Annotated in this window: 7 protein-coding genes; 2 read left to right on the forward strand and 5 right to left on the reverse strand. The window is 49.1% G+C overall.

The window, feature by feature from the left end:
- Positions 1–4 precede the first annotated feature (4 nt).
- From B7991_RS00690 to B7991_RS00700, 3 genes are all read right to left on the reverse strand, one after another.
- Complete coding sequence (locus B7991_RS00690; protein ID WP_088629146.1) at positions 5–1,324, reverse strand: hypothetical protein; 1,320 nt, start codon at positions 1,322–1,324, stop codon at positions 5–7.
- Positions 1,325–1,512: 188 nt separating this feature from the next.
- On the reverse strand, positions 1,513–4,674 hold the full coding sequence (locus tag B7991_RS00695) for a carbohydrate binding domain-containing protein (RefSeq protein WP_088629446.1): 3,162 nt from the start codon (positions 4,672–4,674) through the stop codon (positions 1,513–1,515).
- A gap of 98 nt (positions 4,675–4,772) precedes the next feature.
- Positions 4,773–5,507, reverse strand: a complete 735-nt coding sequence (locus B7991_RS00700) for a thioredoxin domain-containing protein (protein ID WP_088629147.1) — start codon at positions 5,505–5,507, stop codon at positions 4,773–4,775.
- Between the two features lie 696 nt (positions 5,508–6,203).
- On the opposite strand from B7991_RS00700, the gene B7991_RS00710 reads away from it, so the two are divergent.
- Both B7991_RS00710 and B7991_RS00715 read left to right on the forward strand, forming a co-directional pair.
- A complete protein-coding gene (locus B7991_RS00710) occupies positions 6,204–7,988 on the forward strand; it encodes a homoserine O-acetyltransferase (protein ID WP_254917787.1) in 1,785 nt (594 codons plus the stop codon).
- A gap of 1 nt (position 7,989) precedes the next feature.
- Positions 7,990–8,871 (forward strand): YicC/YloC family endoribonuclease, encoded by an 882-nt coding sequence (locus tag B7991_RS00715; protein WP_088629149.1) that lies wholly within the window; start codon positions 7,990–7,992, stop codon positions 8,869–8,871.
- 418 nt (positions 8,872–9,289) lie between these two features.
- On the opposite strand, the gene B7991_RS00720 is transcribed toward B7991_RS00715, so the two are convergent.
- Positions 9,290–10,159: a hypothetical protein gene (locus tag B7991_RS00720; protein ID WP_088629150.1), complete on the reverse strand. Its 870-nt coding sequence runs from the start codon at positions 10,157–10,159 to the stop codon at positions 9,290–9,292.
- Between the two features lie 2 nt (positions 10,160–10,161).
- Positions 10,162–14,286 (reverse strand): C25 family cysteine peptidase, encoded by a 4,125-nt coding sequence (locus tag B7991_RS00725; RefSeq protein WP_088629151.1) that lies wholly within the window; start codon positions 14,284–14,286, stop codon positions 10,162–10,164.
- Between the last annotated feature and the right edge of the window lie 33 nt (positions 14,287–14,319).

Genomic DNA, 14,319 nt, shown 5'->3' on the forward strand with positions numbered 1-14,319 from the left:
AAATTCAATACCACACTCTCATTACATGCCAAGTAAAACCTAATGAAATGAATGGTGAATATCCTTTTGCAAGCCCGAATTCAGGAGCATTGACATTCTGCATCCCAAGCTTTAGCCGCACGCCGAATCGGTTCCCTATCCCCGGCTCGAAGAAACTATCGACAGGCTTCCCGATCAGCTTCGGGAACAGAGCTTCGACATGAACACCAAAGCCATAGCGGAAGTAGCGTTCATGCTGGTACTCTGAATCATCTTTTCCCCGTTCTGGCGAGATTTCGATTGCCGCGAATCCAAGATTTCCCCAGACTCCGCTCTCAATATAATCCGTTTTCAGCCATAAAAAGCCAAGCTCCACGTGCGCACCAAAATCGCCCGTACCACATGAATCGCATTTAGCATCAAGTGTGCGAATGCTAACCCCAAGCCCTCCAAAAAAGTCACCCAAGTAAACATTAAAACCAAAATCCAAATAAAATACAGGGTCAAAGTTCGGAAAATCGCCAACCAAGAACGGCCGCCCAAAATCGGCATACGCGTTGAACCGAATAGGTCCAACATCTTTAACAAGCTTTTGCGAATTTTTCTTCAACATTTCAGCACTTGTAAGAGTTGATGTTTGGGCGTACACCGCATTCAAATCAACATCATATTTCAAGCGATGTGGAAAGTACTGCAGATTTTCAAAAATAGATGTATCGACTAGAGAATAGCATTCTTCAGAATAACCATCCATAAAGAAGATTCTCCTGACTGGCATAAGCTTTTCTTCTGGTTCATTCAAATGACTCATCATCCGCTGAGAAATTTTCCACGACGTATCCTGCGATATATCCGGCCCCACATACGCAAAAGAAAAGAGTTCCTTTTTCTCTTCGCCAGGCTTGGGCGTCACCCACGTTTTTGTTTCTTTGTCATAAACTTTGTCTACACGAATTTCATCGTGGATCAAGAAGAACCCCTTCACATTCATTGCGGAATAACGTTGTTCAAATACCTGTTGCAATTTTTCAGGCGCCTGCGTCAACAAGTCATTTTGCCGTTTCAGCTTGTAGTCAGACCATCCCATAAATGACTGGTACACTTCCGGAAAGTTCTTTTCGAATTCTGGATTGTACACATCAAAATATTCACGTTGCAGATATTCTCTTTGGATAAGCTTGCCATAATAGGCGACCGGAGCGGTTTCCAGCTTTTCGGCCACAGTTTGCATTTTAGAGAACTTGTCTATAACAGAACTAAACGATACACGCCAATCAGCAATGTTCCAATCCGCAAAGGAAACCGAAATAGCAATTAAAAGGAGTACAAGGCTACGCATTATCATTTTCACGATTCTCCTTTTATTGAAGGTTTTATTGAAAGTTCGAATTCAATAGACTTTTGGGATTAATATACACAAAGGGTGGTTTTGAAAACCACGCCATTTACACACAAAAAAAGGAACCCCGCCGTTTCCGACGGAGTCCTTTTCAAGATTTCGAGAATCTAGTTTGCGAGCCTTAGCTCAACACCTTATTCCAAAGTGATGAGGGTAAGGGTGCGCTTGCCGACCTTGATACCCTTAGAGATATCGACAGTCTTAGCCTTCTTGGACGGGTCATTTGCCCAGCCTTCCTTAAGCTTTTCGGAGGTCTTGTCCAAAGTCTGGACCTTGGCCTTGCCCTTGAAGCCCGGAATGTCAAGCTTGATGTCGAATTCGCTGTACGGGCTCTTGTTCACGAGGAGGAGCTGCTTCTTGTTGCCGTTTACAGTGTAGTAAGCGGTGAGGAGAGCGTCTTCGTCACCCTTGATGGTGGTCTTCATGAGCTTGCCACGGAGAGCGTCGGAAGCCATCTGGAATGCCCAGTAGCTCGGGCGCGGGCAGTTCATGCATTCTTCACCAGAACGGGTCAAGTAACCGTAGTCACCGCCTTCCGGAGTGATGTCGTTGTGGATATCCCAGTACTGAGCGTTGTCGACGTTTTCAGTAGCGAGCATACCGAGGTAGTCAGCGACGAACAAGCCGTTTTCGACAGACAATGTCTGCGGACCCGGGTTGAAGTCAACAGAGTTCCATTCGGTGAGCCAGAGTTCGATCTTCTTGCTCTTGTTGAACTTTGCAGTCCACTTGTCCACGACCTTGTGCAAACGTTCGTAGATTGCAGTGAGTGTCTGCGGAGCAGAGAGCATAGCAAAGTCGTTTTCTTCACCGAAGTGCTGCGGGTAGTGGTGGACGATAAGACCGTCAGCAATGTCACCCGTTTCAGCAAGGACCTTTTCGTTCCAGTCGCCTTCGAGAACGCCGAGCACAGCCACCTTGATGGTCGGGTCAACTTTCTTCATGGCTTCGATGAACTTACGAGCGCGCTTACCATAGATGGTACCGCCGTCCTTACCATACTTTTCGTAATACGGATGCCAGTTACCGTAGATTTCGTTACCGATTTCCCAGTAGAGGATGCCTGCCTTCTTGTCGATGTTCGTGTGCTTGACCCAGTCAGCGGCTTCCTTTTCAGTGCCGGAACCGAAGTTCACAGTGAACATAGCGTTAGAGCCAGTCTTCTTCAACCATTCGAGGAATTCGTCTGTGTCGACCATCCAGTCGTGGTTGTCGAGGATTTCCTTCCAGTGGTCGTCATCAGCACGGAGACCACCCGGATAACGGATAATGCCGTGGTTGATGCGCTTTGCAAATTCGCGAGTCTGAACCTTGAAGTTCTTGTTGTCGAGCATGTCGCCGTCCCAGAGGGCAGCGTTGATACCGAACAAGCCACCAGAGATATCCGGGTTGAGGACATCCTTTTCGCCCTTCACCAAGACCTTGATGACAGCCGGACGTTCCTTAGCCTTGACTTCGCGCTGGTTGGTGAGGCGGATGTTGTCGATCTTGAAGCCACCGGCAGTACCTTCACCACTCGGCTTGAAGTCGAGAGCAGTTACACCCTTGAGGTCGAAGAGACCGTTTTCAACAGCGTTAGGCGGTTGATAGTACGGGAACTTGCCGAACGTACGGAACGGAACGAGGATCGTGGTCTTGCCCTTCGGAGCACCGACGTTGGAAACGAAGATTTCGTTGCCAGCATCCTGAACCTGAACGGTGATGGACTGCCAAGCCTTTTCAGAATAGACGTCGAACATGAGGCCCCAGTGCTTGGTCCAGTCGCGGTCAGCAGCCGGACGGCCAGACTTCTGCATGTCGAGCACAACGTCAACCCAGTCAGCAAGGAGGTAGTGTTCGATATTCAAGCAGTTGCTCTTGAATTCGGCGCAGTTTTCAACCTTGAACTTGAGCTGAGACTTCGGACCGGTGGACGGTTCCCACTTGTCCTTAGCAAACTTGCCTTCGAAGTCGGAAATCACGTAGTCCGGAGCGTTGGACTTGAAGGAATCCCACTTGAGATCCGGGTCCACCCAGTCGATGTTGGACGTGAAGGTGATCTGGTCCACGAAGACCGTCACAGGAGCCGGCTTGCCCGGTTCGCCTGCGTTTTCGCCCTTGCCAACAGAGAAGCGGATTTCCTGAATCTTGTCCCACTTGATGTCCTTAGCGACTTCAGCGGACTTGTTAGCGTCCCAAGCCTTACCCTTGTCGGTGAAGCGCTTGAGAGGAATCTTGGCGAGCTGCCAATCCTTGGAGACCTTGATCCAGTCGTTGAGGCCGACCTTGGTCTGGCTCTTGATGTCGTTGCCCTGGTTGTCGAGGATACCGACGTAGAGCTTTTCGCCGCCGAGCTTACCCTTGATCCAGAAGTAGAGACCGCCCTTGTCGCGAACCTTGGAGAGGTCAATGAACTTGCCTTCACCGAGAGAGTAGGTCACGCCAGACCAGTCGTTGTTATCGATGTACATGGCGAGCACGTTCTTGTTGCCCGGAGTCTTGGACTGAGCTTCACGCTGAGCAGTGAGACCACCGTAGCTGTAAGAGAAGCCCTTGACCTGGTTGTCATAGAACGTAGCGAGAGTCTTGGCCTTGCCGTCGAGCTTTTCCGGGTTCTTTGGGCCGTCAATGATATCATTGTTTTCGTCCCAGTAGACCATCTGCTTCTTCGGAGCAGCCTTCTTGTTGCCCTTCACGATTTCGATGTTGTCGATCCAGACTTCGAATTCGCTTGCAGCGCTCTTGTCAATGGAGAAACGGATTTCAGCAATCTTGTCCCAGTCGATACGAGACGGGAATTCGGACTTGCGGGTGTTGTCCCAGTAGAGACCACGGTCCGGGAAGTCCACGAGAGGAATGGAAACCTTCTTCCAATCCGTCGTCACAGCGCCGCCTTCGATGTACTTGTTCATCGGAAGCACGACCTGAGTCTTCTTGCCATCAGAAACTTCTTCGTCGAGGAGGCCAACCTTAACGGCTTCGCCACCATGCTTGCCCTTGATCATGAATTCGACCTTGGAGTCGAGCATGTACTTGTTCAAGTCGAAGAATTCGTTGTAAAGGCAGATGGAAGCACCGGAGTATTCCTTCGGGTCCAACTTGATGTTGAGGGCGGCCTTGGACTTGTAACCACCAGACTTGGTGATGGTAACGCCCTTGCTCGTGCCACCGTAAGAGTAGTCGTATCCACCCGGACGATACTGTTCATCGAAGAACTTGTAAACGGCCAGATGCGGCTTTTTCGGCTGAGCCATTGCAGCTGTAACGCTCAAGCCGAGGACGGCGAGCGAGGCAACTTTCAATGATTGCTTAATCATAATGTGCATCCTTTTGTTGTTTTTGATTTTAAATTACAAACTTGATAATTAAAAAGCGCACACGTCAATCGATTTAACGTGCACGCCTGAAAACGTAATTACTTGGCTTCCTTCAACATCTTTTCGACGAGATCCGGGCTGAAACGGTCCTGACGCTTGCCGTTGATGTAGAAGTTCGGGGTGCCCTGAACGCCGACCTTGACGCCCAACTGGAAGTCCTTGTCGATGCGTGCGCTCATAGCAGAATCGAGAACCATGTCCTTCTTGAACTGTTCGACGTTGAGGCCAACTTCCTTAGCAACAGCGAGGTAGATGGAATCGCCGAGTTCGCGAGAGTGCGGTGCGAGAGCATAACGGTATTCCCAGAACTTGCCCTGCTTCTGAGCTGCAATAGCGGATGCTGCAGCAGCCTTAGCATTGGAGTGGAAGCTGAGCGGGAAGTGCTTGTAGACGAACTTGATCTGGTCCGGGTACTTCTTGTTGAGGTCCTGCATCACCGGAGCAATGCGAGAGCAGTACGGGCACTGGAATTCGGTGAATTCGACAATCGTGAGCTTCGGGTTCTTGGTGTTGCCAAAGACCGGGCTGTCTTCGTCAGGGATGTCCCAGACCTTGTTGTCGGCTTCCATTTCAGCACGGGCCTGTTCAAGCGAGATGCCGCGCTTTTCAAGAGCGTACTTGAAGATTTCGAATTCTTCCTTGACCTGCTTGAAATCCTTTTCAAGGGAGTCGAGGCGAGCCTGCTGGTTGAACGAACCGCCAGCGGAAGCTTGGTTGCAAGCAACGAGGCCGGAGACTACAAGAGCCATAGCAAAGAGAGAGAGACGTTTCATTTTTGTCCTTTGAGTTAAAACTTGAGGGCACAATCAGCCCACGATGTGTGAGAAATATAATAACGAAAACTTACTTTGATTTGGGAAAAACATCAAAAAAGCATACACAATCGTCTCATCTGTATCCAATAAAATCGATTGTAAATTCCGAAATTTTGACCATTTTCCGCAAATCGTAATCCGTAACTATAAGCAATTCAATAAGTTACAAAAATGAGAGGGGTAAAAAACGTGACTAAAATCGCACGAAAAGAATTTACAAAACAGTCTTTGGCCAATAGTCATTGGTCAATGGTCAGTGGTCAATAGTAATTGGTCAATGCGCAATGAGCAGAGGTAAAAAAGAGGGTATGCATATAAGAAGGCTTATTGACAAAGATTTATATGCACGTTTTCAACAAATTAACCAACTTTAAAGTTTTTAGCACAATAAAAATGCATATAAAAACAGCATTTCTCACTTTTTATATGTATTCGTATAAATTCACACTTTTATTTTTAGACGTTCATCACAAAATGATGCATATAAAATGGTGTTTCTCGCATTTTTATATGCATGAGGTTAAAAAACAGCTCCCTTCCGATAACAAATCCCTATCGCCTAGCAGCAATCTGCGAGAGACTTTTAACTAAAGGCTAAAGTCTAACGACCAAGAACCAAACATTTTACTATTTTTTATGCATATGAGTGAATATTTGCATAAATCATTTGGTCCCGTAGTCCCGAAAGACTTCAACAAGGATTATGGTGAACAGGGCTTTTTGCTGGAGAATGGTAAAACTCTCCCGGCCCTGACCATCCGTTACGAGACCTACGGCTCTTTGAACGACGCCGGCGATAACGCCGTGTGGGTTTGTTCGCCGTTAACCGCCGATGCGCACGCCGCCGGCTGGTACACCGAAAATGACAAGAAACCCGGCTGGTGGGACGAACTCATCGGACCAGGCAAAGCTATTGATACCGACAGATTCTTCGTGGTTTGCAGCAACATCCTCGGTGGATGCAAAGGCTCCACGGGCCCAGCAACGATCAATCCGCGTACGGGCAAGCCCTACGGCAGCACATTCCCTACCATTACGATAGGAGATATGGTGCACGCCCAGAAGGAACTCGCGAACGCACTTGGCATCAAGGAATTCTACAGTGTCATCGGCGGATCCATGGGTGGATTCCAGGCGATGAAGTGGGCCATCTACTACCCGGAACAGGTGAAGCGCATCATCGTGATTGCAAGCTCGCCCAGATTCTCGAGCCAGGCACTCGGCTTTGAAGTTGTGGCCCGCGATGTCATCACGCAGGACCCGAACTTCCACGGTGGCGACTATTACGAAGAAGGCCAAACGAGACCGGACATTGGCCTTGCAAACGCCCGCAAGCTTGCGCACATCACCTACCTCTCTGCCGTGGGCATGGAGAAAAAGTTCAAGCGCGCCCAGGACCAGGAGAACAGAAGCCACGCCGTCACTTACTCGACGCCGTACGACCTGGACTTGCCGATCGAAAGCTACTTACGTTATCAGGGAACAAAGTTTGTTGACCGCTTTGACGCCAACAGCTACTTGCACATCGCCCATGCGACAGACGCATTCGACCTCGAAACGGAATACGGCAGCATCGAAAACGCCTTCAAGGACATCAAGGCCGAAGTTTTGAACGTAAACCTTTCGACCGACTGGCTTTTCCCGCCGCACGAGAGCCGCCGCATCACAAGCGCCCTTTTGAACGTCGGCAAGACCGTGACGAGCCTCGAACTCGACACGCAGTTTGGCCATGACGGATTTTTGATTGAAGTTGGCGAACTCGGTAAGGCTGTGGGCCGTTTCCTCGATTCCAAGATTATCCCGCAGAACGGAACGCAAGCATTGCCAGTATTCCACGACCAGAGCGACTTCCAGCGCATCAGCAAGCTCGTGAAGGAAGGTAGCCATGTACTCGACCTCGGTTGTGGCAGTGGCGACTTGCTAGATTACCTTATCCGCAAGAAAAACGTCACGGGCTTTGGCATCGAAAAGAACATCAAGGGAATTCTCGACTGCCTCGAAAAAGACGTACAAGTTATCCAGCGCGACTTGGATGAAAGCGGTCTCACGGACATCAAGGACGGAAGTTTCGACTACGCGATAATCAACCGCACAATTCAGGAAATCCGCGACCCGGTTGCCCTCTTGAACGAACTTTTGCGCGTGGCAAAGCAAGTCATCGTGACGTTCCCGAATTTCGGCCACTGGTCGGCCCGCGGAAGCCTCATGCTCCACGGTCGCATGCCGATTTCGAAGGAACTCCCCTACGAATGGTACGACACGCCAAACATCCGCGTGCTTACGCTCAAGGACTTCTATACGTTGTGCAACAAGGAAGGTTTCAAGATTGAAAACTTGCACTTCCAGAATGAACACAAGATAAGCAAGTTCCTGACCGCCATTGGGCTCGCGAACTTTGGCGCCGAACATGTGATTGCGACAATTTCGAAAAAGGTTTAGAATGTCTATTATCTCCATGACCGGATTCGGCAAGAGCGAATCCACATTGCAAGGAATCACATGCGTTATCGAAGTGCGCAGCGTGAACAGCCGTTTCCTCGAAATCTCGAGCAAGATTCCGAAGAACTTCGCCTACCTCGAAAACGACTTCAAGGCTCAAATTAAGGACAAGCTTGTTCGCGGTTCCGTGAACTTTTCGATTACGCTTGGTGCAGGCAATGCCGGGAACATTCCCGTTTGCTACAACGAAGCCGCCGTGGAAAAGTTCGTAGAAATCACGAAGGCAATGCAGAAGAAGTACGGCATTGCAGGCGACATCAAGCTCGAACATGTGCTTGCCATCCCCGAAGTTTTGCAGTTCACCGACGGCAACGGCGACAACGAAGTCTGGGAAAAGCACCTGAAGGCTGAACTCGACAAGGCTTTGGACGGCGTCATCGCCATGCGCGAAAAGGAAGGTGCAAACCTCGCCGTAGACCTCACCCGCCGTGTGATCCACCTGAACGAAGTCATCGACAAGGTCGAAGTCCTCGATCCGCAGCGCATTGAAACGTGGAAAGTCAAATTCCGCGAACGCATCAACACGCTCATGAAGGATTCCGAAATCGACGAAGTGCGCCTTTTGCAAGAAGCTTGCATCATGGCCGACAAGCTCGACATCCACGAAGAAATCACGAGATTCAGGAGCCACAACAAGCTGTTCCTCGACGCGCTCGCCAAGGGTGGCGCCCAGGGCAAGAACCTCGGATTCATTCTCCAGGAAATGGGTCGTGAAGCGAATACGCTTGGCACCAAGTGCCAGAACGCCGACATCGCAGCACTTGCCATCGAGCTCAAGAACGAGATTGAGTGCATTAGAGAACAATCGATGAACGTGGCATAATTCTCAACACCATTTCTCAACATGGATTTTTTATCCATGAAAAGCCCTACGAAAGTAGGGCTTTTTGTTTCAAAACAATCTAACTTATAAATAGAAAGAATAAAACATCCACACTCCAACAACAAGCGTCTCGTGCAAATCGCACGGGACGCTTTTGCGTAAAGCAAGACTTAACTGGACCCTTCACTTCGTTCAGGGTGACAAGCGTGCGTATGGGTGACGAGTGCGACCTGCGTCTTCGTCATGTTGAGGGGCGAAGCCCTGAAACATCCAGTCATTTCTTGTATTGCGATAGCGAGAATTGACTGTCCCCTTCCGCTGGCGCGTCAGGGTGACGAGAGTGCGTATGGGTGACGAGAGGGAGGTGCCCGCATCCTTCGGCTACGCTCAGGACAGGCTCCGGCGGGCATGACAAACTTTATTTTTTCTTTGAAGATTTCTTTTTCTTGTCGTTCATTTTGACGCGGCGAGAGCCGGAGCGGATACGTTCCCACGGGGCAAAAGACATCGTCCCGAACATAAAACCGAAGAACCACACGTTAAACGACACCCAAAGAAGGGCTGCAATACCGATTCTTCTCCAGTCCACAACGACGCTCATGTCAATGACAAGTGCCGAAAGGGCCAAAAGCGAGGCAATAATCACTGGGGCAAGCATTTTCTTGCCAGCCTTTACGAGAGCGCCAGCCTGAGGCGCACCTTCGCCGAGTTCCTTGCCGGCAATCAAGGCAAAGGCAACAACGCCCGAGAAAGCGATTGCGCTAAGCACAGCCCACATGAGCCAGGCCTTGCCAATCATCAACGGGAACCAGCTTACAAATCCCGTGAGCAAAAGCCATGAAAGGGCAAACGGGAACAGCGCACAGGCGACACTCCACTTGGCAAAGAGCACCAGCAAAAGTGCAAGGCCAGCAAACACGCCAAAGAACATGAGCAACATATCTTCATCGCCGCCCAAGGCAAAAAGCGAGCCCACAAAAGCCGCTAGTGCAAGCAAGCCACCGAAACCGCCACGGACACCGCCAAAAACGAAATACAGCACAATCATCGAAAGTGCGGCCACAAAAATGTACTGCGAAGAGTTCCATGCCGACATAACATTCGTAAATTTTGCAATCCACATGCCAAGCGCTTCGGATGCGCCCAACGGGAGCGAAGCCATCTGTTGCCAACCCGTAGCGAGGAACGCCACAGAAAAGCCAATCATCAACAGAACAAAAATCAGGCGAAAGCGGAGAGAAAGTTCCAAAAGCTTTTGCACTTTGCCCGGTTTTTCACGTAATTCCATATTTACCTCGAAATCAACAGTTTTTGTTTTTTAGTCCAAGTTTGAGTTTTTGTCTTAGAGTCCGAAACGCTGACCTTAGCTTTGCTTCGAACAACATAGTGGTACAATCCATTAGCGAGCAGGCGCCCGTAATTATCCTTGCCATCCCAATGGGTCAAGCCCGATTTGGCATCTTTGATAACCTTGACAAGACGGCCATGCTGGTTATAAATGAATATCGTCACTACTGAGCCCGATCCGGCAGCGAGATCCTTGAAGTAGAATGTCGTGCCCTTCTTGCCCATCGGATTCGGGATGTTGAACACGTCCGAAAGTCCGGTCTGCATCGATTCCGTAATCTCGATATTGATAGTCTTTACAGCGACATTTCCAAGGACGTCCAAAGCGCGGACGCGGAACACGTAATTTCCCGGAGGATAGTTTTCGGTCGTCATCGACTTGCGAGCAACGGCACGCTTAGATGCCTGTTCCAGGAACGGAGCAGGATGGTACGGATTTTCAAGCCCCACCATTTCAAATGTAATGCCTTCATCGGCCTGTTCGCGATAATCCAGAGCGGTTTCGTCTTCGACAATCACTTGCAGGCAAGCTGGAGTCCAAAGCTTGACAAGCTGGCCATCGGCAAAGGATGACGAAGCACCCGCATTGCACGATTGGATCGTAATCACAGGTGGAGTCTTGTCATTCAAGGAATCGGCATATTTCGAGACACCCGAAATCACAATATTCGTATCGAGATAGCGACCAACGGCAATGTCATTTGAAGAATATGCCCATGCACGCAATTCAGCAAGAGAATCCCCGATATTCAGTTTTTTCGGCGTCACAAATTCCGTCTCGAAACGTCCATTCTTCACAGGAAGAACTTCCGAATAAATTAGCGGTCCATCGTACTTGACGTTGATGGTATCGTTAAGGCGATTCTGCATTGCAAGGCGCTTTTGAATACGGCCTTCCCTCAAGGTCAAGGCGATACTTCCCGACGAAATTCCAGACACCTTTCCAGACAACTTCATTTTATCCAGAGCCTGAATGGAATCCACCGGATTATCCAATGAAATTTTCAACGTAGCATAAGGCATGCGAATCACAGGTTCACCGACAAATACATAGTGTTCCGAGTTATACACATCGCCGGTCATATTTTTACTCTGCTTAACCACATTGTCCTTGGCAAGCATGTAGGCTTCACCGAGATAAATACCGTTTTCAAGAACAGCGCGGCTTACAAAATTTCTAGCAAAAATCTTGTTCGAACTTTCAAACGTTTCACGAGAGGCACCAATTGCTGCAATAGCTCCGACATCCGGGTCCAGAACAAACGCTTCAGACATGGATTTCGTATCGCCTTCATCGAAACGTCCGACCGTACACGAGAAGGAATTCAAAATCGTGAAAGCCTTTTCATTTGTCAGCTTTGACAAGTATGCCGGTTTCAGCAAGCCTTCCGAAGCCCACGCCACCTTAGAACCATGACCAAAGTACATGGTCATCAAGGCGCCCTGACTCATGATATTCAAGAAATCATTTGTGGCTTCCTGTTTCTGCCCTGCAGCATCATACTCGTAATCCAGCAGATAGACCTTTTTCAAGTTCATTCTAAAGCCAAGCTTGTTCGAAACGGAATCAATCAAGGAGGCAAGTTCTTCCTGGTCTTCAGTATGCTTTGCATCGTCAGCGACAGTACCATTGCGGGCATCATCTGCCGCCATCAGTAACGTAGACTTCCATTCGCCATGGTCAAACACACCAATCTGATCGTATCGTTTGGCCTTATCGACATAATTGGCAAATTCGCTTTCGCTCGAAACAGGCAAGCGACCCACTGCCAAATCAACATCGTACGCAACAGCGCCACGAACAACCTCTCCAGAATCGAGCACGGCAAAGAAGTCTTCGGTTACCGATGATTCCTTTTCAAACGGCGGCATATAGTTCTTGCCATGTCCATCGATGCCGCGATAGTCATAATGGCCCGACCCCGCAAGCAAGACAAAACGCAAGTCCGGGCAAACGCTACGAGCATAGGCGATATAGTTTCTGATGGCAATCGGAGACGCGGCGCCACCTGTGTAATGCCTATAGATATTTTCAGCAGCGACAACCGCCGTTACAAATTGACTTGCCGACTTGTCACTCGAACGGAATACAGCCAAAGACTCTGCGGGTGCCAAAAATTCTTCGGGCGTGATAATCAGGTATTCCGTCTTCTGCGATATATTGGCAAGATTCTGCACCACATTTTTAGAAGGCTCCGGAATGGCGTTGATACTAATAGCCTTGCGACGGTCGCTACTGCGATAGAGCATATAACGCACATCATCGTTATAGCCAATGCTATCAAGAGCTACCCCATTTGCAATTTTCAAAAGACCGACAGGCTCCATGTTCTTGAACTTCATCAAGTTCAAGTTTTCATCCTCGCCCACAGGAATGCGGATGACGCCCGAAACAAAACCCGGCAACAGCCATTCCGCAGAATCTACTGAAACAGACGACGGATCCCAGGGATAAGCGACAGAATACCCGTCAAAGCGGTCATACTGATAATTATTGGGAAGGATAGTCAGTTCATATTGGTTTCCCGTCTTCTGGAACGACTCAAACGTCATCGCAAAGTTGCCGCCCGGCAGAAGAGTCCCATCATACCAGATATCTTCTTGACCATCGGTCTTCGAATGCGTTTCGCCATTAACGTCAAACTTGAAATGAATATGCTTCATCCTATTCTTATAGGATTCCGTAGAAAAAACGCCCGAGCTCTGGTATTCAGAAATACTGGATTCCACGCCACTGATAGACCTGTAAGGGAAGAACGAAACGGCAGCGTAGCCAGCCTTGCCTTCGATAAGACCAGGCAAGTCTACGGTTGGCTGCTGAGCGCCAAGCTTACTTGCCGGCACAACAGTTTCTTCGTTTCGGGCGTGCCATTCCCAGAACCATTCCTTACCAGTCGTATGTTCCCAGTCCTGCACCATACCATAATAGGTGTCGCGCAAGTACACGTCCTTTTCGGCACGCAAATATCTATACCAGTCAATCGTCTTCGGAGTCGACTTCGGCGGTTCCAGAGTTTCCAAGCGAAGGCCAGTCCCAGATTCCTTATACCCAAGAATAAAGTGCTGATAGTAGGAATAGGGCGAATACGAATGGAAATAGCTCATGCTCGTTCTAGGAGCATCATACGGTTCGGCATCGATACGTTTCCAGAAAGCGTTGCCATACCCCACAAAATAGATGGAGTCTCCACGACTGGAGCTGGCATCGTCAAAAATACCATTGGAGTTCTGGTCCACAACTTTGATAGGCAGTTCAAAAAGCTGGTTCGGGTTGCGGAGTTTTGCACCAGGGCCCATGTCAGGGAGTGTATCTGGAGAAGCCGCAAAAATGCAAAGCTTTTCTATAGGAATGCCATACACAAGCTCCTGACGGTTAATCTTGCTGAGCGCACTACGGATGGCATTGAACCCAATGGCGTACACGCCATCTTCGCTAAATGTCGCAATATTCTTGTCGCCCACAACCAGTTCGACCAACTGGACAACTTTGTCAACTTCGGAACTTGCTTCACGGCGCAATACGGAACGGGACGAAGCCAGACCAAATTGGGAGGCAGCCTGCTTGTTCACCACATGCATCAATGCACGTGCGCCAGGATTACGGCCACTAGCCGAAGCCGTTGCAAAATCGACATTCAGGCGGAATTCCTTGCGAAGCGCAACAGAACCGCCCTGTTTTAAGTAAAGCGGGACAAGGACATCGGTCACCCACACGCCATCTTTGATATACGGAGTCGAAACAGATACCGACTGGACCTTTGCAGGAGTCGACTTGCAAGGCGAAGAACCAAGTGGAACAAGCTTACTGTTCGTCACAGAAACCGAAGGCTTTTCGCTCGACGGCAAAGCCACGCGATAATGGCGGAACGGAACAGAATCCATGTAAACGACACGTTCGGGATGAAAACGCTTTCCCGAGCCATCTTCACAAGACTCCCTGGAAGAATCCAAGACCTCGTCGTCCAAAATAAAATGTTTCCTGGAATCTTCTATGACAGAAGAAGCCAAGCTAGAAACAGTTGCACAGGCAACAAGAAGAATCTGAAATTTTTTGATGATAGATTTCACGAATTCTAAAATAGTAAAAAACAGAAATAGAGA

The organism is Fibrobacter sp. UWB3 (genome assembly GCF_002210405.1).
Lineage (GTDB): Bacteria > Fibrobacterota > Fibrobacteria > Fibrobacterales > Fibrobacteraceae > Fibrobacter.

Bases quoted from the DNA above. Each gene is read 5' to 3' on its own strand.
- B7991_RS00690 (WP_088629146.1), bottom strand. From the start codon at position 1,324: ATGATAATGCGTAGCCTTGTACTCCTTTTAATTGCTATTTCGGTTTCC.
- B7991_RS00695 (WP_088629446.1), bottom strand. From the start codon at position 4,674: ATGATTAAGCAATCATTGAAAGTTGCCTCGCTCGCCGTCCTCGGCTTG.
- B7991_RS00700 (WP_088629147.1), bottom strand. From the start codon at position 5,507: ATGAAACGTCTCTCTCTCTTTGCTATGGCTCTTGTAGTCTCCGGCCTC.
- B7991_RS00715 (WP_088629149.1), top strand. From the start codon at position 7,990: ATGTCTATTATCTCCATGACCGGATTCGGCAAGAGCGAATCCACATTG.
- B7991_RS00720 (WP_088629150.1), bottom strand. From the start codon at position 10,159: ATGGAATTACGTGAAAAACCGGGCAAAGTGCAAAAGCTTTTGGAACTT.